Genomic DNA, 18,940 nt, shown 5'->3' on the forward strand with positions numbered 1-18,940 from the left:
CGACCGGTAGTCGGGGATCGCAGCGACGAGTGTGAGACTGCGCTCCCGACGAAAAAGCAGTAGCGCGGAGCGCCTATTCTTGACCGCGTGAACTGGACCGTCGACGTCCCCGTAGATGACCTGCCCGAGTTGCCTCCGCTGCCCTCGGAGATGCGAGCCCGTCTTGATGACGCCCTGGCTCGCCCCGCGGCTCAGCAGCCGACGTGGCCGGACCAAGAGGTCGGCAACGTTCGCAAGGTGCTGGAGAGCGTGCCGCCGGTGACCGTGCCGTCCGAGGTGGACCAGCTGCGCCACCACCTCGCCGCGGTCGCCCGTGGTGAGGCGTTTCTGCTGCAGGGAGGTGACTGCGCGGAGACGTTCGCGGACAACACCGAGCCGCACATCCGCGGCAACATCCGGACCCTGCTGCAGATGGCCGTCGTGCTGACCTACGGCGCCAGCATGCCGGTGGTCAAGGTCGGGCGGATCGCCGGCCAGTACGCCAAGCCGCGTTCCAGCAACACCGACGCGCTCGGCCTGCCGTCCTACCGGGGCGACATGGTCAACTCGCTGGTCGCCACCGAGGAGGCCCGTCGGCACGACCCGTCGCGGCTGATCCGCGCCTACGCCAACGCCAGCGCCGCGATGAACCTCTCCCGCGCGCTGACCAGCGCCGGGATGGCCGCGCTGACCAAGGTGCACGACTGGAACAAGGACTTCGTCCTCAACTCGCCGGCCGGTGAGCGCTACGAGTCCGTGGCCGCCGAGATCGACCGGGGCCTGCGCTTCATGCACGCCTGCGGCGTCGACGACTCCAGCCTGCACTCGGTGGAGTTCTTCGCCAGCCACGAGGCGCTGGTGCTCGACTACGAGCGGGCCATGCTGCGGCTGGACCACAGCGGCGACAAGCCCCGGCTCTACGACCTGTCCGGTCACTTCCTGTGGGTCGGTGACCGCACCCGCCAGCTCGACGGCGCGCACATCGCCTTCGCCGAGCTGATCTCGAACCCGATCGGCCTCAAGATCGGTCCGAGCACCACGCCCGAGCAGGCCGTGGAGTACGTCGAGCGGCTGGACCCGAACAACGAGCCCGGCCGGCTCACGCTGATCAGCCGGATGGGCAACGGCAAGGTGCGCGACGTCCTGCCCGCCATCGTGGAGAAGGTCACCGCCTCCGGGCACCAGGTGATCTGGCAGTGCGATCCCATGCACGGCAACACCCACGAGGCCAGCACCGGCTACAAGACGCGCCACTTCGACCGCATCGTCGACGAGGTGCAGGGCTTCTTCGAGGTGCACAACCGGCTGGGCACGCACCCGGGCGGCATCCACATCGAGCTGACCGGTGAGGACGTCACCGAGTGCCTGGGCGGCGCCCAGGAGATCTCCGACTCGGACCTGTCCGGTCGCTACGAGACCGCCTGCGACCCGCGCCTGAACACCCAGCAGTCGCTGGAGCTGGCGTTCCTCGTCGCGGAGATGCTGCGCGGCTGATCTTCGGTCGGTTGCTCGTTCTGCTCGGCGGTGCGGGCAGCGGAACCTCAGGAAGCGGCTTCGCCGCTTGCGGACGTCGAACAGGACCCGGAATCTCTTCCGGGTCCTGTTCGCGTTCGTCAGCGGCGAAGCAGGCGTTCTTCGCGGAGGTCGCGGGTGAAGTCGCGGATCGGGTCGCTCAGCCCGAGCGGGTCGAAGCGCAGCAGCGAGATCCCGCCCAGCACGGCTGCGCCGATGCCGACCGCGACGAACGGCCAGTTGTACATCGCCTGCTCGCCGTCGGGGTAGTAGGCGAGCACCAGCGCGATCGAGGCGCCCACCACGTAGGACAGGGCGCGGGGAGTCCAGGCGAACGCCGAGCCGAGGGCGAGACCCCAGGTCAGGTACCAGGGCAGCACCACCGGTGAGAGCAGAGCGCCGCAGCACAGCACGATCGCCGCCCGTCGGACGGCTTCGGTCCCCCCGTCGCGGGCCTGCCACCAGTTCCAGGCCAGCAGCGCCAGCAGCAGCATCGAGCCCAGCGTGCGGGTGGTGCCCACGATCGGCCAGATGTTGATCTCGCCGAACAGCGACAGCACGGTGTGCACGGCTTGTCCGACGGCGGTCGGCGCCGACAGGTAGTTCACGATCATGCCGGGCGCCGACAGCGCCGACAGCCAGCCGAAACCGACCTTCGCCAGCGCCGTGCAGGCGCCGAAGACCACCGCGAACACGCCCAGCGCGGGCACGACCGCGTGCGCGAACCGGCGCAGCCTCGGGCCCTCCAGCCGGGCCGCCCAGATCCACACCAGGAACGGCAGAGCCAGCCCGGCGGTCGCCTTCACCGCCATCGCCGCCGACACCAGGCCGATGCCCAGCACGTTGCGTCCCCGCAGCATCGCCAGCGTGCCCGTCGCGAGCAGGCCGATCATGAGCATGTCGTTGTGCGGGCCGCCGACCAGGTGCACCACGGTCATCGGGCTCGCCGCCACCAGCCACAGCGCGATCGGCAACTGTCCGCCCAGGTGCTCGACCAGTCCGGGCAGCGCGCAGATGAGCAGCACCAGGCCGCCGAGCAGCACCAGCCGCATGACGATGACGCTGGCGATCACGTCGTGCCCGGCCAGCAGGATCACGCCCTTGGCCACGCCCATGAACAGCGGGCCGTAGGGCGCGGGCGTGGTCTGCCAGGTGGGGTGGACGTTCTCCGGGATCGGGCCGGTCAGCATCGCCGGGCCCACGCCGTAGGGGTCGAGGCCGTTGAGCGCGAGCAGTCCTTGGCCGAGGTAGCTGTAGACGTCGCGGGTGAACAGCGGCGGGGCGATGAGGATCGGGGCGAGCCAGGCGGCCGTCGCCCATAGCACTCCGCGCGAGGACACCAGTCGTGCGATCACGCCGCGGCCGAGTCGCACCCACGCCCAGACCAGCAGCGCGAATCCCACGTAGACGACGGTGACCGCGACGTCGTGACCGTGGCCGTAGCGCAGCGCCGACAGCGGGCCGTCGCCGAGGATCGGATCGTGGATCAGGGTTCCCGCGGCGCCGATGGAGCCGGCCAGCAGCATGACGGAACCGATCGCGCCGAGCGCGATGGTGCGCAAGGGCAGCGGACGTCCGGGGAGACGTCCGCCGAAGCTGAACGGGTCGGCTGTCGTGTTGTGGGTCCGTCCGGACCTTCCTGGTGCCGACTCCACGGGGACAATCGGGGCCATGGTGCGCTCAATATTTCCACAAGCGCCCGCCCATCTGGCTCTGACCAGGTCAGATCGCGTGTTCCCATGCGTTCATGGATGATCTTCACATCCCAGATCTCCCCAGGTAGATCCACGCGTCGGAAAAACGTTACAACTCAGACACGAGATCAGGATCACGCCGACGGGTGGAGATCTTCCACCGAAAAGACGACCGCCGAACCGGGGAGCGAGTCGTCAGAACGCCGTGACGTGGATGGCCGAACCGGGCTGCACCCGGCTGCCCGGCAGCGGGTACTGGCCCAGGATCACCATGTCCTCGCGCTGGAACAGCGCCTGCACGCTCAGCTGGAGTCCGAGCTGAGCCACCTGCACCTGCGCCTCGGTGACCTTCATGCCGTTGAGGCTGGGCACCGGAACCGCGTTGGACACCACCACGCCGATGCGCGGACGGCCGACCAGCTTGACCTCGGTGCCGATCGTCGGGTTGGTGCTGACCACCTTTCCGGCATCGATGTCGCCGTCGAACTGCTGGCCCGCGTCGTAGGGCTCGAAGCCCGCGTTGCTCAGCGTGGTGAAGGCGTCCTCGCGGCTCATCCCGCGCACGTCCGGGACCTGCACCGGCGGCGGGCCCTTGCTGACGATCAGCGACACCTCGGAGTTGAGGTTCACCCGGGTGCCCGGCCCCGGGTCCACGCTGATCACGTGCCCCTCGGGCACCGAGCGGTCGTACTGCGAAGAGGAGGAGTCCTGCTTGGGCTGCAGCTTGGCGTTGCGGATCAGGTTCTCGGCCTCGGCGACCGTGATGCCCGCGGCGATCTGCGGCACGGCGGGCTTGCCCAGCGACACCACGACGTCCACCGAGCCACCGCTGCGCACCTGCGAACCCTCGGTCGGGTTCGAGCTGAGCACGATGCCTTCCGGCACGTCGTTGTCGTTCTCCTTGGTCACGTTCGCGGTCAGCCCGGCGCCTTCCAGCGTCTGGACGGCCTGCTGCTCGGACACCCCGACGAGCCTGGGCACCGAGACGTAGCTGCCGAAGCCGAGCCAGAACGCCGCACCGCCCACCAGCGCGGCCAGGACCAGCACGATGACGGCCCACATCGCGCCGTTGCGGCGGCCCTTGCGCCGCTGCGGCTCCATGCCCGCGCCCGGCTGCGGGGTGTCGTAGTCCTCGGTGGCCGGGCGAGCGAGCGCGCGGGTGTGCTGGCGCGGCTGCTGCTCGAAGTTCGCCGGGACCGGCTCGACCCGGGTCGGCTGGGCTCGCACGGTCGGGAACTGCTCGGTCGGCGGGTCGGCGACCGGCGGCATCATCGCGGTCGTCGCCTCCGAGGCCGGCACCGGCACGGCCACCGGGGCGATGCCCAGGTCGCCGCGCACCTGCTCCAGCTCGGCCAGGAACGCCTCCGCGTCGGCGGGACGCTGCGCCGGGTCGCGCCGGGTGGCGCGCAGCACCAGCGCGTCGACCGCGTCGGGCACCTCCGGTGAGGTCGTGGCGGGAGGTGGCACGTCGTCGTTGACGTGCTGGTAGGCCACCGACATCGCGGTGTCGCCGGTGAAGGGCGGGCGGCCGGTCAGCAGTTCGTAGAGCACGATCCCGGCGGCGTAGACGTCCGTGCGGGCGTCGGCGGCACCCGTGGTGACCTGCTCGGGGGAGAGGTAGGCGACGGTGCCGAGGATGACGCTCCCGCTGGTCGTGCCCGCCTCGGCAGCGGCGCGGACCAGCCCGAAGTCGGCGACCTTGACCGACCCGTCCTTGCCGATGAGCACGTTCTCGGGCTTGACGTCGCGGTGCACCATGCCCGCGCGATGGGCGGATGCGAGCGCCGAGAGCACCGGCTGCATCACGCTGAGCGCCATGGCCAGCGGCAGCTTCCCACCGCGGTCCAGGATCAGGTCGCGCAGCGTGCACCCCTCGACCAGCTCCATGACCAGGAAGACGTGGTCGCCGTCGGGTCCGTGGTCCACGCCCTGGTCGTAGACGGCCACGACGTCGTTGTGGTGCAGCTTCGCGGCGGAGCGGGCCTCGCGCTCGAACCGGTCGACGAACGAGCGGTCGCCCGAGTAACGGGCGTCCATCACCTTCAGCGCCACCGGGCGCTCCAGGCGGGTGTCCAGGCCTCGGTAAACGGTCGACATGCCGCCGCGAGCGATGATCGAGTCCACCCGGTAGCGACGTTCGAGAAAGGCTCCGACGAGGCTGTTGCCTTGTCCTTGCCGCGTCTCAGGTGTCATCGCTCGCCATTCCCCGGGTTCCTTGCCACCACCGATTGTGGCAGGTACGCGGACGGTACCGGTGTTCGGTGGGCAGAGGTGGTGATCAACAACTTTACCCGCGCGGTGCGCGGCACGCCGGGCGGTCATGTGGCAAGGTGTTCGACGTGGTTGCAATCCCTGCTGCCCCGGACGTGCTGGCTCCCGATGTGGAGGTCGTGCCGCTGACCGCCGTTGCTGAGAAGCTCGGTCGGTCCGTCACCCGGGTGCACCAACTCATTCGTGATGGTCATCTGCTCGCCCTGCGGCGAAATAAGGAGCTGGGCGTGCCCAGCGCCTTCTTCGTCGACGACGAGATCGTGAAGGGGCTGCCCGGCACGATCACCCTGCTCCGGGACGCCGGTTTCCACGAGGACGAGATCCTCCGGTGGCTGTTCACCCCGGACGACACGCTGCCCGGCGCACCGATCGACGCGCTGCGCGGCGACCGAGGCCGCGAGGTCAAGCGCCGAGCTCAGGCGCTGGGCTTCTGAGCGCATCCCCGGGTGGTGCCGCACCACCCGGGGAGAACGCGCTCAGCCGGGCTGGTCGTTGTCCTTCATCGAGCCCCAGCCGTGCCACTTGTCGACCTCGATCCAGGCGCTGACCCGCGGGTTCTCCCGGTTCGGGTACTGGTTGCCGAGGTAGTGGTCGGCGAGCCGGTCGATGTCGACCAGTCCTTCGTCGTCCTTGAACTCGGTCACCCGGCCGACGACGGTGACGTGGGTGTACCAGTTGCCGGAGTCCAGGACGCTCAGCGTCACGCGCGGGTCCCGCTGGATGTGCTTGAGGCGAACGCGGGCCGCGTCCATGTTGATCAAGACCCGGCCGTCGTCCTCCCACAGGTACCAGGTGGGCGTGGACACGGGCGTGCCGTCGGAACGCAGCGTCGTGATCACGGACGGGTTGGCGCGGCGCAACAGCTCGACGGCGTCGGGCGGCAGCGGCGGCTTGGACATGAGGTCTCCTCGATCACTGGGGTGTCGTTGCGGCGGAGCCGTGAAGATCACCGATCCCCGCGATGAGCATCATCGCCACATCGGCGGCGCGCCGCCATCCGGGGGTCGCGGGTCCGAACCGTCCCTTTCGCCTGGTCAGCTCGGGCCTGAACGGCCCAGGACCCGCTGCGCTGCGAGCTTCCCCGAGATCAGCACCGGAGGAACCCCAACCCCCGGAGTCGTCCCGGAACCCGCCAGGACGACGTTGCCCAGACCCCGGACCAGGTTCTTCGGCCGGAACGGTCCTGTCTGCGAGAAGGTGTGCGCGGCCGAGAACGGAGTGCCCGCGGCGTGTCCCTCTGCCGCCCACTCCACGGGCGTCACCAGGTCCGACGTCTCGACCGCCGCTCCGAACCCGGTGAACCCCCGGTCCTCGAGGACGCGCACCAGCTCCTCGCGGTAGCGGGGTCCCACGCGCGCCCAGTCGATCGGACCGGTCTCCAGGTTCGGGCAGGGCGCGAGGACGTAGTGCAGTTCCGCGCCGTCCGGCGCCAGCGAAGGATCGCTCGCCGTCGGCCGCGTGACCAGCAGGGACGGGTCGGTCATCGGTCGCCCGTCGCGGATGATCTCGGTGAAGGTCCCTTCCCACGCCTGGCCGAAGGAGATCGTGTGATGCGCCGACGACCAGCTCCGCGTGGTCCCGGCGTGCAGCACCACGGCCGACGGCGACCAGCGCAACCGGCGCTTCGGCCGGCTGCCCAGCAGCCGGTGCACCACGGGCAGGTCGGGGGTGAGCACCACCGCGTCGGCAGGGATCCGCTCGTCGGCGGTGAGCACCGCGCTGACCCGGTCGCCGCTGCGCTCCAGCCCGGTCACCTCGGTCCCGTACCGGAACTCCACCCCTGCCTGCGCCGCGGCCTCGGCCATCGCCGCGGGCACCGCGTGCATGCCGCCGCGCGGGAACCACACGCCGTTGATCGTGTCCATGTAGGAGATCACCGCGTACAGCGCCAGCGCCCGGCGCGGATCCAGACCGGCGTAGAGCGCTTGGAAGGAGAACACCCGCCGCAGCCGCTCGTCGTGCAGGAACCGCCCGATCGCCGGGCCGAGCCTGCCGAAACCCCCGAGCGCCACCAGCCGCGCCAGTTCCGGCGAGACCAGGTCCAGCGGTGAGTCGAAGTTGGCGTCGATGAACCGGTGCATCTCCGCCCGGTAGACCTCGGTCAGCCAGCGCCGCAGCCGCCGGTACCCGTCGGCTTCGAGGGGTCCGGCCAGCCGCCGGACCTCGTGCTCCATGGCTTCGGCGTCGGTGTGCACGTCCAGCACCGATCCGTCGGTGAACCTGGCCTGGTAGGCCGGGTGCAGCGGGATCAGGTCCAGTCGTTCGCGCACCGAAGAGCCGACGGCGTGCAGCGCTTCGTCGAGCAGCTCCGGCATCGTCAGCACGGTCGGGCCGGTGTCGATCCGGTACCCGTCGAGCACCTTCAGACCGGCCCGGCCGCCGGGCACCCGGGCGCGTTCCACGACGGTCACCCGCCGCCCCGCACCGGCCAGGTGCAGCGCGGCGGACAGCCCGGCCAGCCCGGCGCCGACGATCACCACGTGGTCGGTGCGTCCGGTGACCGAGCGCATGGCGTCAGTGGCTGCGGTCGGTGACCGCGATGGCCAGCTCTGCCAACCGCGACGCCGCGGGCTCGTCGAGCCCTGCGGTGTGCAGCGCGAGCATCGCCGATCCGGTCAGCTCGGTGATCCGCTTCTCCACGGCCGCCACCGCTCCCAGCTCGGTGAGCACCTCGCGGGCCGATGCCACTCGCTGCTCGGTGAGCAGCGGATCGCCCAGCACCTCGTGCAGCAGGTCCAGCTTCGCCTGGTCTTCGCGCTCGTGGGCGGCGGCGACCGCCTCGGCGATCAGCACCGTGCGCTTGCCCTCGCGCAGGTCGTCCCCGGCGGGCTTGCCGGTGACCGCGGGGTCGCCGAACACGCCGAGCAGGTCGTCGCGCAGCTGGAACGCCACGCCGATGTCGGAGCCGAACCGGCGCAGCGCGGTCAGCGCCTCGGGCGTGGCCCCGGCGATCTCCGCACCCAGCTCAAGCGGCCGCTGCACCGTGTAGGAGGCGGCCTTGAGCAGGCAGATCTTCAGCGCGGCTTCGGGCGACTCGTCGACGTTGACCTGTCCCAGCACGTCCAGGTACTGGCCGGAGAGCACCTCGGTGCGCATCGCGCGCCACGGTCGCAGCGCCCGCTTCATGACCTCGGCCGGGATGCCCGAGCTGTGCAGCATGTCGTCGGCCCAGGCCAGCGCGAGGTCGCCGAGCAGCACGGCGGCGGCCATGCCGAACTGGGTGTCGTCGCCGGTGTAGTCGGAGTCCCGGTGCTGCTGCTGGAACCGGCGGTGGATCGTCGGTTTGCCGCGCCGCGTGTCGGACTCGTCGATGAGGTCGTCGTGCACCAGCGCGCACGTCTGGATCAGCTCCAGGGCGCTGGCGGCCTGGAGCATCGCCTCCGCCTCGGGCCCGTTGGCCGTGCCACCGCAGGCCCGCCAGCCCCACCAGGCGAAGGTCGGGCGGATGCGCTTGCCGCCGCCGAGCACGAAGTCGTTGAGCTCGGCAACCGCCGACCCGACGGCGGGGTCGAGGTCGGCCGCCTCGTCGCGCCGGGCCTGCAGGCAGGTGGCCAGCACCCGCTGGACGTGACCGGGCAGATCAGCTTCGAAATCGGCGTTGCCGCCGACGGCCCGCATGGTGGCCGAGTACATGGGAGGCACACCTCCATCCTGCGCGATGCCGTCGCGCGGCTTCCTGCGGGGCCACGGCGTTGCTCCCCGTGTCCGGGCGAACTCCGGAGGGTGACGGTCGTCGGCTTCGGTGCGCGTTCCGCGATCAGAGCCTGGCGCCGGGCCGGGTTCGCAGGTGGTTGCGCAGGGCGAGCGTGGCGATCAGGACCGCCGCGACGATCGCGACTCCGCCCACCAGCAGCGCCCACCCGATCCAGTCCATACCGGAGCCGGTGGTGAACTGGAAGGTCGCGTACGGCTGGGTGACCTCGCCCGGGCTCAGCAGCCAGGTGACCGTGCCCGCGCTCTCCTCGCCGTTGGTCGTGGTGACCTCGCCCGGCGCGCTGATCTTGAGCTCGATGCCGCTGTCGGTGTCCGCCAGCGGCGTCAGGTCCGCCTGCCCTTGGAAGATCACCAGCGAACCGCTGCGGTACATCTTGAGCGAGAAGCGCGAATCCGTCGGGCTCATCGCCGCTGCGAGCTGCTCGACCTCCTGGAAGGAGAGGTCGTTGAACGACAGGTTCGCCCCGGTCCTGGTGCCCTCCTGGTAGGGCCGGACCTGGACGCGATCGGCCAGTCCCGAGGGCGGTCGGAGGTCGAACGGCACCTTGCCGTCCGGCGTTTCGGTGGCCACCAGCACCTCTCCGGACACCTTGTCATCGCCGGAGATGGTCATGGCGGACCTGACGTGCAGGCATCCGCTGAGCATCGTGCCGAGCAGGATGATCAGCAGTACCAACAGGGTTCGGCGCAGCGTGTTCCCCTCCACCCGGGGAATGCTGCCATCGAAGCGGGGAGTTCGCCGTTCGTGTGATCGTCGGCCATGTCCGCTTTTCGTCGTATCGCGTCGGTTCTTTCGGCGCGCGCTAGCGTGGCGGCATGGGAGTTGACCACAACGGCGTACACGCGATCAGCGACCGGTTCGTCGACGAGCTGGCGGCGCTCGATCCGATCGCGAGCACCTACCTGGGCCTGCCCGGTGGGGAAGAGCAACTGACCGACTACTCGCCCGACGGCCACCGGGCGCGCGCCGAACTGGCAGCCCGCAGCCTCGCCGAGGTGCGCGAGGCCGAACCGGCCGACGACGCCGAGCGGATCGCGAAGGCGGTGTTCACCGAGCGCATCGGGCTCGACCTCGAACTGCACGAGATCGGCGCGGACATGTCCTCGCTCAACGTGATCGCCAGCCCGGCGCAGGAGTTGCGGCAGGTCTTCGACCTGATGCCCGGTGACACCGACGCCGACTGGCGGACCATCGGCCGTCGCCTCTCGGCGATGCCCGAGGCGGTCCTGGGCCTGCGCGCGGGGCTGACCGAAGCGGCATCGGCGGGCAACGTCTCCGCGGCGCGGCAGGTCCGCAAGGTCGCCGAGCAGTGCGACACCTGGTCCGGGCGCAACGGTGAGGAGTCGTTCTTCGCCGCGATGGTCGGCCGGGCTCAGGGCGTCGAGGACTCGCTGCGCCGCGAGCTGGAGACGGCTGCGGAATCGGCTGCGGAGGCCTACGCCGGCCTGGCCGACTTCCTGCGCGGCGACCTGCTGCCCAAGGCACCGGAGAAGGACGCGGTGGGGGAGGAGCGCTACCGGCTCTGGTCGCGCTACTTCACCGGCGCGAAGCTCGACCTGCGCGAGGCCTACGAGTGGGGCTGGCAGGAGTTCTCCGGCATCGAGGCGGAGATGAAGCAGGTCGCGAACCGGATCAAGACCGGCGCGACGCTGGCCGAGGCCGCGGCGGTGCTCGACGCCGACGAGCGCTACCGGGTGCGCGGCCAGCGCGAGTTCGAGCGGTGGATGCAGCGGTTGTCCGACCAGGCCCTGGCAGACCTGCGCGGAACGCACTTCGAGATCCCGGACGCGCTGATGCGGCTGGAGTGCAAGATCGCCCCGCCTGGTGGGGGCGTCGGCGCCTACTACACCGGTCCCACCGACGACTTCTCGCGTCCCGGCCGGATGTGGTGGTCGGTTCCCGCCGATCGGCAGGACTTCCCGACCTGGCGCGAAGTGTCCACTGTGTACCACGAGGGCGTGCCCGGTCATCACCTGCAGGTGGCGACCTCGGTGCACGAGGCCCAGCGGCTCAACAAGTTCCAGCGGCTGGCCTGCTTCGTCTCCGGCCACGGCGAGGGCTGGGCGCTCTACGCGGAGCGGTTGATGCGCGAGCTCGGCTACCTCTCCGACGACGGCGACCTGCTCGGCATGCTCAACGACCAGCTCTTCCGCGCCGCGCGCGTGGTCGTGGACATCGGCATGCACCTGGAGCTGGAGATCCCGGCCGGAACGGGGTTCCACGAGGGCGAGAAGTGGACGCCGGAGCTGGGGCTGGAGTTCATGCTCAGCCGCACGATCACCGACCCGGCGCAGGTGCGCGACGAGATCGACCGCTACCTGGGCTGGCCCGGTCAGGCCCCGTCCTACAAGCTCGGCGAACGCCTGTGGCGCGCCGCTCGCGACGAGGCCAGGCAGCGCCACGGCGCGAACTTCGACGTCAAGGCGTTCCACACCGAAGCCCTCAAGATGGGCTCGATGGGCCTGGATACCCTCCGCGAACAACTCGCGGAGCTGTAGCGCGGCCGTTCCTCCGGGACGAGAACTGCGGTGTTCGCGGCGGCGAGCACCGCAGTTCCGCGCCGGTCAGGGCTGGAGGGGGAGCGGGCGGCCCAGGACCGCGAAGGGCCTGGGGTCGCCGGTGAAGCTGTAGTTGCGCAGGACGTCCTGGAAGCCGACGCGCTGGTAGAGCTTCCAGGCGCGGGTCGGGCCCTCCGGGGTGGACAGCAGGACCTTGCTGCCGGGTGCTCCGGCGAGCAGCTTGCGCAGGATCTCCTCGCCGAGGCCGGCGCCCTGCGCGCTCGGGTGCACGTGCAGCTCGGTGAGCTCGAAGTAGTCCTCCAGCCAGGACTCGCCGCCGACTCCGGTGATGGCCAGTCCGTGGCGAACCTGCTCGTGCCACCACTGCCCCGGGGCGCCGAGGTAGCCGTAGCCGATGCCGGTGAGCTCGTCGTCCTCGTTGAACGCGCCGATGCAGCGCCAGCCCGCGCGAAGCATGTGGGCCGACCACATCGGGGCGCGCTGCTGGGCGGTCACCGGGGGGTAGCCCATCGCGGTCACGTAGATCCGGAGGGCTTCCGGGAGTCTCGCTCGCAACTGTTCGGCGGTCAGTTCGAATACCCGGTCGCAGCTGGGGGATGGCGCAGCGGTCACGGCCGAACACTAACGCCTCTCATGCCCGAGGTCTTTCCTGCTCCCGGACAACCCGTTCTCCCGGGGTTGGCGCTCACCACGCACTCGAACAGGTGAGCTACAGCGCATCGCTTGAGTCGATCTCCGTTCGACGCTAATCTGAGCTTGTTCGAACGGGAGTTCGACGAACTCTCGTTCGAACCTCGGTCCGGTGGTGGGGTGGGGGAAGCACCTCACCACCGGGCCTCACCGCTGAAGGGAGAGAGCCGATGTCTTATCCCACCGACCTGTCGATCCCGTCGCCGCGATACTCCGTCGAGAACCAGGGGCCCACGCCGGAAGCGGACACGCCCGCCGGTGCCCTCTCGCTCCTGCTGCACGCGCGGACCTGCCTGCACGAGGCCGAGACCGCGGACCGCCCAGGTGAGCGGTTCGTCGCCGCGCACCTGGCCGCGCTGCGGGCCGCCACAGCGGTGGTCGTGGCGCGCGCCGCTCCTCGCGAGGACAAGCGCCCGGCGAGCGTGTGGCAGCTGCTCACCGCCGCCGCACCAGAACTGCGCGAGTGGGCCGCCTACTTCGCCGCGCGCTCCAACCGGCGGGCCGCCGCCGAGGCCGGGGTCCCGACCACGACCGACGCGCACGCCGACGAACTGCTGGACAACAGCCGGGAATTCCTCGGCATCGTGGGGCGGAGCCTGCTGGGGGCGACGCGTGAACGGTACTGACGTGGGACTCGAACACGGACGCATGCTCGATCAGCTGGGCATCGAAGCGCAGCTGCTGACCGCCGCGACGCACGACGTGCACGTCGACGCACCGGTGTTCAGCGCGTCCGGCCGCACGGTCGGCCAGACGCTCCGGCACCTCGGTGATCTGTGCGAGGACGTGCTGAGCTGGCTCGGATCGCCGGAGGCGCAACGCCACTGGGACCTGCCCGCCGAACCCGACCTGCGGGAGCTGACCAACCGGTTCGCCGTCCGGATGGCCGACCTGCTCGCCGAGTTCATCTCCCGACCGCCGGACGACCCGTGCCCGACGTGGTGGCCCGAGCAGCACACCGTGGCCTTCTGGGTGCGGCGGATGCTGCACGCGACCACCGTGCACCGCGCCGACGTGCAAACGGCGGCGGGCATCGAGCACACGCCGATCGATCCGGAGGTCGCCGCCGACGGCATCGACGAGGTGCTGCGGGCCTGGTTCGGCTACCGGCTGCACTCGTTGCAGATCACCGCCACCCGGCCCTGCTCGGTGGGCGTGCACGTGCCCGGACGCAACTGGTTGGTCACCGCGGACCCGAGCGGTGCCGCGGTGACCAGCTCCGAGGACGTGGCCACCACGACCCCGGACGCCGTGGTCGGCGGCGACCCCAGCGCGGTCTACCTGTGGATGTGGGGCCGCCTGCCCAATCGCGCGGTGGAGACCAGCGGCGACCCGGACGCCATCGCCCAGCTCTGGGGCCTGCTGCAGCTGGCGACCCGGTGACCACGGGCACGGCCTGGCCGATTCGACGAAATTCGATTGCCCCAACCCGGGAGGTGGCACATCGTGGGCGGATGCTGATCCGCCGCGAAACCCCCGCAGACCTCGCCGCCATCGGTCAGGTGCACGCCGCGGCGTTCGCCGACGCCGAGAACCCGCACCGCGTTCCGGTCGAGGTCGGGCTCGTCGACGCCCTGCGCGCCGGCGATGCGTGGCTCCCGGCGTTGTCGCTGGTCGCCGAGCGTTCCGGGGAGATCGCCGGGCACGTGGTGTGCAGCCGGGCGCACGTGGGCGCGGTCCCGGTGCTGGCGCTCGGACCGATCGGCGTGCGCCCGGAGTCGCAGCGCGCGGGCATCGGATCAGCGCTCATGCACGCCGTGCTCGGCGCCGCGGACGCGCTCGGCGAACCGCTGGTCGCGCTGCTCGGCCACCGCGAGTACTACCCCCGGTTCGGCTTCGAACCCGCCGCGAACTTCGGCATCGCACCGCCGGTGCCCGAGTGGGCCTCGCACTTCCAGGTCCGCCAGCTGGCCGCCCACGATTCGGCTGTGCGCGGCGAATTCGCCTACGCCGCACCGTTCATGGAGCTCTAGCGGACGGTCACGCCCGAAGCCGGAGACCTTTCGGCGTGGCCCGGAAACCCGCCTCGGTGAGGACCTCCGCCAGTCGCGAACCCCACGCGCCTTCGCCGTCGGCTCGCTCCACCGCGAGCTGGTCGAGCCAGCCGTCGCGCACCACCCGGGCCAGTCCCGCTGCCGCCGCCCGGAGCGCGGCATCGTCGTCGGTGAACGACAGCAGCGACTTGCCGCCGCGTTCGACGTAGAACACCGCCTCACCGGCCACCAGCACCACCAGCGCGCCGGCCTTCCGGCCGGGCCGGTGCCGGGTGTCGCCCATCGCCGCGGGCCAGCCCAGCGCGCCACCGTAGGGCTGCGCGGGATCCGCGGCGGCCAGCACCACCGCATCGGTGCTCGCCTCGTCGTCGCCGGAGAGCGCCCGCAGCCGGTCGATCGCACCCGGAACCGCGAACTGCGCGGCGCCGAGCCCCTCGATCACGTAACCGCGCCGGCACCGACCGGACTCCTCCATGGCCCGAAGGACCTTGTACACCGCCGAGAACCCGCCGGTCACCCGCTCGACGTCCAGGGCGCCCCGGGTCAGCACCCCGTGCCTCTCCAAGAACGCTTCGGCGCGGGCGTGCGCGCGGCGCGTCGGTTCAGCCGCAGGTTGCGGAGCGAGCGACCAGCGTCCGGACACCGTCGGCGGTCCGCCGCGCGGCGGCATCGCCGGACGCCCGGCCCGCAGCCGCGCGTACCGGCCGCGCGGCGCGCTGCGACGCGGCTTGTGCGCGGCACCGCGGCCGGAGACCAGGGCGCGCAGCGGGGCGAGGGTGTCGTTGGTGACCGCCCCGGCCCAGACCAGGTCCCACAGCGCGGTGGTGATCGCGTCGTCGGCAGGCGCCGCCTCCTCCTGCTCCAGCAGGAGTCCACCGGCCCGGTCGGCGAGCTGTCGGAAGAACAGCGCACCACCTTCCAAAGAGGACAGAACGGCTCGGTGCAGCGGCGAATCCGTCGAATCCTCGGGGAGATCCGGCAGCAGGAGGTCGGAGACATCGGTCGGGGCCAGCGCGATCCACCCGTCGCCACCGGCCAGCGAGCCCGACCCGACCCAGCTCACCTCACCGGTCGCGGTCAGCTCGTCGAGCAGAGCGGGGGAGTAGCCGGGCAGCCGCGCGGGCAGCACCAGCGACTCCAGCGCGCTCGCCGGGACCGGTGCCCCGGCGAGCTGCTCGACCACCGAGTACACGTCGTCGACGGTCGGAGCGGTGCGCAGCCGCGCGCCGACGCCGTGCCACACCGGCAGGAAACGGCCCAGCGCAGCGGGTTCCACCGGCTCGACCTCGGCCCGCAGCCGTGCCAGCGACGCCCGCCGCAGCCGGCGCAGCACCTCGGCGTCGCAGTAGTCGAGCGCACCCCCGCCCCCGGCCTCCAGCGGGCGCAACTCGCCGCGCACCAGACGTCCGGAACCGGTCAACCGGTCCAGCACGCCGTGCACCACGGCCACGCCCAGCCCGAACCGCCGGGCAGCGGCGTCGGCGGTGAACGGGCCGCGGCAACGCGCGTAGCGGATCAGCAGGTCGGCCAGTGGATCGGCGACGGGCTCGGTGAACGCCTCCGGCACGCCGACCGGCAGTGCGACGCCGAGCGCGTCGCGCACCTTGCCCGCGTCCTCGATCGGGATCCAGCGCTGCTCGCCGGCCATCCGGACCCGCAGGACGCGGCGCTGCTCGGCCAGCTCCTCGAGCCATTCCGGCCGCACACCGCGCTTCTCGGCCTCCGATGTGGACAGATCGCCGAGGAAGCGCAGCAGGTCGGCCGCGCCCTCGGCGTCGCGCGCGTGGCGCTCGGGGGCGAGCCGCTGCAACTGCTGCTCGATCTCGTCCAGGGCCTCGGAGTCCAGCAGTTCGCGAAGCGCCTCCGAGCCGAGCAGCTCGGCGAGCAGCGTGGAGTCCAGGCTCAGCGCCGCCGACCGGCGCTCGGCCAGGGGAGCGTCGGTCTCGTAGAGGAACATGCCGATGTAGCCGAACAGCAGGCTGCGCGCGAACGGCGACGGCGTCGGCGTCTCGACCTCGACGACCTTCACCTTGCGGGCCGCGACCTGCTGCATCAGCTCGGTCAGCCCCGGGACGTCGTAGACGTCCTGCAGGCATTCCCGCATCGCCTCCAGCACGATCGGGAACTGCTCGTACTGCGCCGCCACGGTGAGCAGCTGCGCCGACCGCTGCCGCTGCTGCCACAGCGGGGTGCGGCGGCGGGGGTCCCGGCGCGGCAGCAGCAGGGCCCGCGCCGCGCACTCCCGGAACCGGGCGGCGAACAGCGCCGAACCGCCGACCTCGTCGGTCACCATCTGCTGCACCTCGGCCGGTGGGAGCAGCACGTCCTCGGCCGTCGGCAGCACCTCGGCGCCGGAGTCGTCGAGGGCGTCGGCCAGTCGCAGCACGATGCCGTCGTCGGAGGAGGCGATCTGCGGTTCGACACGCCGCCGTTCCCTGATCCGCGCGCCGACGGCCAGCGCCCACGGCCCGTTGACCTGGGCTCCGAAGGGGGAGTGGATCACCATCCGCCAGTCGCCGAGCTCGTCGCGGAACCGCTCCACCACGATCGTCCGGTCGTCCGGGACGTGCCGCGTGGCACGCCGCTGCTCGTCCAAGTAGGACATCAGGTTGTCGCGGGCCCACTCGTCCAGCCCGGCCGCCGTGATGCGCTCCCGGGCGTCGTCGGCATCCGCGCTGGTCAGCTCGCGGACGAAGGCTCCCAGGGCGCGGCCGAGCTCCAGCGGTCGTCCGGGTTGGTCGCCCTTCCAGAACGGCATCCGCCCGGGTTCGCCCGGCGCCGGGGTGACGATGACCCGGTCGTGGGTGATGTCCTCCACCCGCCACGCGCTGGTGCCCAGCAGGAACGTGTCGCCGACGCGGGATTCGTAGACCATCTCCTCGTCGAGCTCACCGACCCGCACACCTCCGCGACCGGCCTCCTCGTCGCCGGGCGTGGTCACGGTGAACAGCCCCCGGTCGGGGATGGTGCCGCCGGAGGTCACGGCGAGCCGCTGCGCGCCGGGTCGGGCGCGCAGCTCGTCGTTGACCCGGTCCCACACGATCCTCGCCCGCAGCTCGCCGAACTCCTCGCTGGGATAGCGCCCGGCGAGCATGTCCAGCACCGCGTGCAGCGCCGAGTCCGGCAGCCCCGCGTACGGGGCCGAGCGGCGCACCAGCGCGGCGAGCTCGGCCACCGGCCAGTCGTCCATCGCCGCCATCGACACGATCTGCTGCGCCAGCACGTCCAGCGGGTTGCGCGGGTAGGCGATCGACTCGATCAGCCCGCCCGTCATCCGCTCCGACACCACCGCGCAACCGACCAGGTCGCCGCGGAACTTCGGGAATACCACGCCGCGGGAGACCGCGCCGACCTGGTGACCGCCGCGCCCGATGCGCTGCAAGCCGGAGGCCACCGTCGGCGGCGTCTCGATCTGCACCACCAGGTCGACCGCGCCCATGTCGATGCCCAGCTCCAGCGACGAGGTGGCCACCACGCACGGCAGCTGCCCGGACTTGAGCTCCTCCTCGACGACGGCCCGCTGCTCCTTCGACATCGAGCCGTGGTGCGCCTTGGCCACGACCGGCGGAGCTCCCGAGCCGATGCCGGAGCCGCCGACGGCTTCCGCCGGGAACCGGGTCATCGGTTCCGGCTGCTCGGCGGCGAGCTCGTTGATGCCGGCGGTGAGCCGTTCGGCCAGCCGCCGCGAGTTGCTGAACACGATGGTCGAGCGGTGCTGGCGGATCAGCTCCAGGACGCGCTCCTGGACCGAAGGCCAGATCGAGGTGTGCTGCTCGGCCGCCTGCTCTCCGGTCTCGCCGGTGGACGCGCCGAGCTCGGCCATGTCCGGAACCGGCACCTCGACCCGGACCTCGACCTCCTTGGGGTGGGCGGGCTGCACGGTGCGCACCGGCCGACCGCCTGCCAGGTAGGTCCGGACCTCCTCGACCGGTCGCACCGTCGCCGACAGCCCGACCCGCTGGGCGGGCCGGGCCAGCAGCTGGTCGAGCCGCTCCAGCGACAGCGCCAGGTGCGCGCCGCGCTTGGTGCCCGCGACCGCGTGCACCTCGTCGACGATCACCGTCTCCACCCCGGCCAGCGATTCGCGCGCCGCCGAGGTCAGCAGCAGGAACAGCGATTCCGGAGTGGTGACCAGCACGTCCGGCGGTGTGCGGGCGAAGGAACGCCGCTGGTCGGCGGGGGTGTCGCCGGTGCGGATGCCGACCTGGATGTCCGGCGGCTCGCCGCCCAGCCGCTGGGTGGCCTGCCGGATCCCGGCCAGCGGCGCGCGCAGGTTGCGCTCCACGTCGACGGCCAGGGCTTTCAGCGGTGACACGTAGAGCACCCGGCAGCGCTTCTTCGCTTCCGACGGCACGCCCTCGGAAGCGAGCCGGTCCAGCGCGGAGAGGAAGGCCGCGAGCGTCTTGCCGGAGCCTGTCGGCGCCACCACCAGGGCGTGCTCGCCCGCCGCGATGGCCTGCCACGCGCCCGCCTGCGCCTCGGTGGGCGCGGCGAAGGCGCCGCGGAACCAGTCGCGGGTCGCGGCGGAGAACCCGTCCAGCACGTCGCTCATGCACCCATGCTGGA

At 71.5% G+C, this 18,940-nt stretch carries 14 protein-coding genes; 6 read left to right on the forward strand and 8 right to left on the reverse strand.

What is annotated here, in order from left to right; all coding sequences use genetic code 11:
* Window positions 1–87 precede the first annotated feature (87 nt).
* Window positions 88–1,473: a class II 3-deoxy-7-phosphoheptulonate synthase gene (locus AB0J78_RS18830; protein ID WP_363790631.1), complete on the forward strand. Its 1,386-nt coding sequence runs from the start codon at window positions 88–90 to the stop codon at window positions 1,471–1,473.
* Window positions 1,474–1,592: 119 nt separating this feature from the next.
* Here AB0J78_RS18830 and mptB read toward each other — a convergent pair whose 3' ends face one another.
* A complete protein-coding gene (gene mptB, locus AB0J78_RS18835) occupies window positions 1,593–3,164 on the reverse strand; it encodes a polyprenol phosphomannose-dependent alpha 1,6 mannosyltransferase MptB (protein ID WP_363790633.1) in 1,572 nt (523 codons plus the stop codon).
* 216 nt (window positions 3,165–3,380) lie between these two features.
* Window positions 3,381–5,378, reverse strand: coding sequence for a Stk1 family PASTA domain-containing Ser/Thr kinase (pknB, locus tag AB0J78_RS18840; protein WP_363790635.1), 1,998 nt, complete (start codon window positions 5,376–5,378; stop codon window positions 3,381–3,383).
* A 146-nt stretch (window positions 5,379–5,524) separates the two neighbouring features.
* Between pknB and AB0J78_RS18845 the strand changes: the two genes are divergently transcribed.
* Window positions 5,525–5,890, forward strand: a complete 366-nt coding sequence (locus tag AB0J78_RS18845) for an Rv2175c family DNA-binding protein (protein ID WP_363790637.1) — start codon at window positions 5,525–5,527, stop codon at window positions 5,888–5,890.
* A gap of 42 nt (window positions 5,891–5,932) precedes the next feature.
* Here AB0J78_RS18845 and AB0J78_RS18850 read toward each other — a convergent pair whose 3' ends face one another.
* The 4 genes from AB0J78_RS18850 to AB0J78_RS18865 form a co-directional block, all read right to left on the reverse strand.
* Window positions 5,933–6,355: a PPOX class F420-dependent oxidoreductase gene (locus AB0J78_RS18850; protein WP_363790639.1), complete on the reverse strand. Its 423-nt coding sequence runs from the start codon at window positions 6,353–6,355 to the stop codon at window positions 5,933–5,935.
* Window positions 6,356–6,490: 135 nt separating this feature from the next.
* Window positions 6,491–7,966, reverse strand: coding sequence for a phytoene desaturase family protein (gene crtI, locus AB0J78_RS18855; RefSeq protein ID WP_363790641.1), 1,476 nt, complete (start codon window positions 7,964–7,966; stop codon window positions 6,491–6,493).
* Between the two features lie 4 nt (window positions 7,967–7,970).
* Window positions 7,971–9,089, reverse strand: a complete 1,119-nt coding sequence (locus tag AB0J78_RS18860; RefSeq protein ID WP_363790643.1) for a polyprenyl synthetase family protein — start codon at window positions 9,087–9,089, stop codon at window positions 7,971–7,973.
* 124 nt (window positions 9,090–9,213) lie between these two features.
* Window positions 9,214–9,876, reverse strand: a complete 663-nt coding sequence (locus AB0J78_RS18865; protein WP_363790645.1) for a DUF3153 domain-containing protein — start codon at window positions 9,874–9,876, stop codon at window positions 9,214–9,216.
* A 110-nt stretch (window positions 9,877–9,986) separates the two neighbouring features.
* On the opposite strand from AB0J78_RS18865, the gene AB0J78_RS18870 reads away from it, so the two are divergent.
* On the forward strand, window positions 9,987–11,669 hold the full coding sequence (locus tag AB0J78_RS18870; RefSeq protein ID WP_363790647.1) for a DUF885 domain-containing protein: 1,683 nt from the start codon (window positions 9,987–9,989) through the stop codon (window positions 11,667–11,669).
* Window positions 11,670–11,735: 66 nt separating this feature from the next.
* On the opposite strand, the gene AB0J78_RS18875 is transcribed toward AB0J78_RS18870, so the two are convergent.
* Window positions 11,736–12,302 (reverse strand): GNAT family N-acetyltransferase, encoded by a 567-nt coding sequence (locus tag AB0J78_RS18875; RefSeq protein ID WP_363790649.1) that lies wholly within the window; start codon window positions 12,300–12,302, stop codon window positions 11,736–11,738.
* Window positions 12,303–12,550: 248 nt separating this feature from the next.
* On the opposite strand from AB0J78_RS18875, the gene AB0J78_RS18880 reads away from it, so the two are divergent.
* The 3 genes from AB0J78_RS18880 (at window position 12,551) to AB0J78_RS18890 (ending at window position 14,353) form a co-directional block, all read left to right on the forward strand.
* Window positions 12,551–13,006, forward strand: a complete 456-nt coding sequence (locus tag AB0J78_RS18880) for an SAV_6107 family HEPN domain-containing protein (protein ID WP_363790651.1) — start codon at window positions 12,551–12,553, stop codon at window positions 13,004–13,006.
* 1 nt (window position 13,007) lies between these two features.
* Window positions 13,008–13,763, forward strand: coding sequence for a maleylpyruvate isomerase N-terminal domain-containing protein (locus AB0J78_RS18885; protein ID WP_363790654.1), 756 nt, complete (start codon window positions 13,008–13,010; stop codon window positions 13,761–13,763).
* Window positions 13,764–13,834: 71 nt separating this feature from the next.
* Window positions 13,835–14,353 carry an N-acetyltransferase gene (locus AB0J78_RS18890; protein ID WP_363790656.1) on the forward strand — a complete coding sequence of 173 codons (519 nt, stop codon included), beginning with the start codon at window positions 13,835–13,837 and terminating at the stop codon, window positions 14,351–14,353.
* 7 nt (window positions 14,354–14,360) lie between these two features.
* Here AB0J78_RS18890 and AB0J78_RS18895 read toward each other — a convergent pair whose 3' ends face one another.
* Window positions 14,361–18,926 carry an ATP-dependent helicase gene (locus tag AB0J78_RS18895; RefSeq protein ID WP_363790658.1) on the reverse strand — a complete coding sequence of 1,522 codons (4,566 nt, stop codon included), beginning with the start codon at window positions 18,924–18,926 and terminating at the stop codon, window positions 14,361–14,363.
* Window positions 18,927–18,940: the final 14 nt, after the last annotated feature.

This window comes from Saccharopolyspora sp. NPDC049426 (genome assembly GCF_040676935.1).
In the GTDB taxonomy this organism is placed as follows: Bacteria; Actinomycetota; Actinomycetes; order Mycobacteriales; family Pseudonocardiaceae; genus Saccharopolyspora.

What these genes read in the sequence shown, in the direction of transcription:
- mptB (WP_363790633.1), bottom strand. Translation starts at nt 3,164, where the DNA reads ATGGCCCCGATTGTCCCCGTGGAGTCGGCACCAGGAAGGTCCGGACGG.
- pknB (WP_363790635.1), bottom strand. Translation starts at nt 5,378, where the DNA reads ATGACACCTGAGACGCGGCAAGGACAAGGCAACAGCCTCGTCGGAGCC.
- AB0J78_RS18850 (WP_363790639.1), bottom strand. Translation starts at nt 6,355, where the DNA reads ATGTCCAAGCCGCCGCTGCCGCCCGACGCCGTCGAGCTGTTGCGCCGC.
- crtI (WP_363790641.1), bottom strand. Translation starts at nt 7,966, where the DNA reads ATGCGCTCGGTCACCGGACGCACCGACCACGTGGTGATCGTCGGCGCC.
- AB0J78_RS18860 (WP_363790643.1), bottom strand. Translation starts at nt 9,089, where the DNA reads ATGTACTCGGCCACCATGCGGGCCGTCGGCGGCAACGCCGATTTCGAA.
- AB0J78_RS18870 (WP_363790647.1), top strand. Translation starts at nt 9,987, where the DNA reads ATGGGAGTTGACCACAACGGCGTACACGCGATCAGCGACCGGTTCGTC.
- AB0J78_RS18880 (WP_363790651.1), top strand. Translation starts at nt 12,551, where the DNA reads ATGTCTTATCCCACCGACCTGTCGATCCCGTCGCCGCGATACTCCGTC.
- AB0J78_RS18890 (WP_363790656.1), top strand. Translation starts at nt 13,835, where the DNA reads ATGCTGATCCGCCGCGAAACCCCCGCAGACCTCGCCGCCATCGGTCAG.
- AB0J78_RS18895 (WP_363790658.1), bottom strand. Translation starts at nt 18,926, where the DNA reads ATGAGCGACGTGCTGGACGGGTTCTCCGCCGCGACCCGCGACTGGTTC.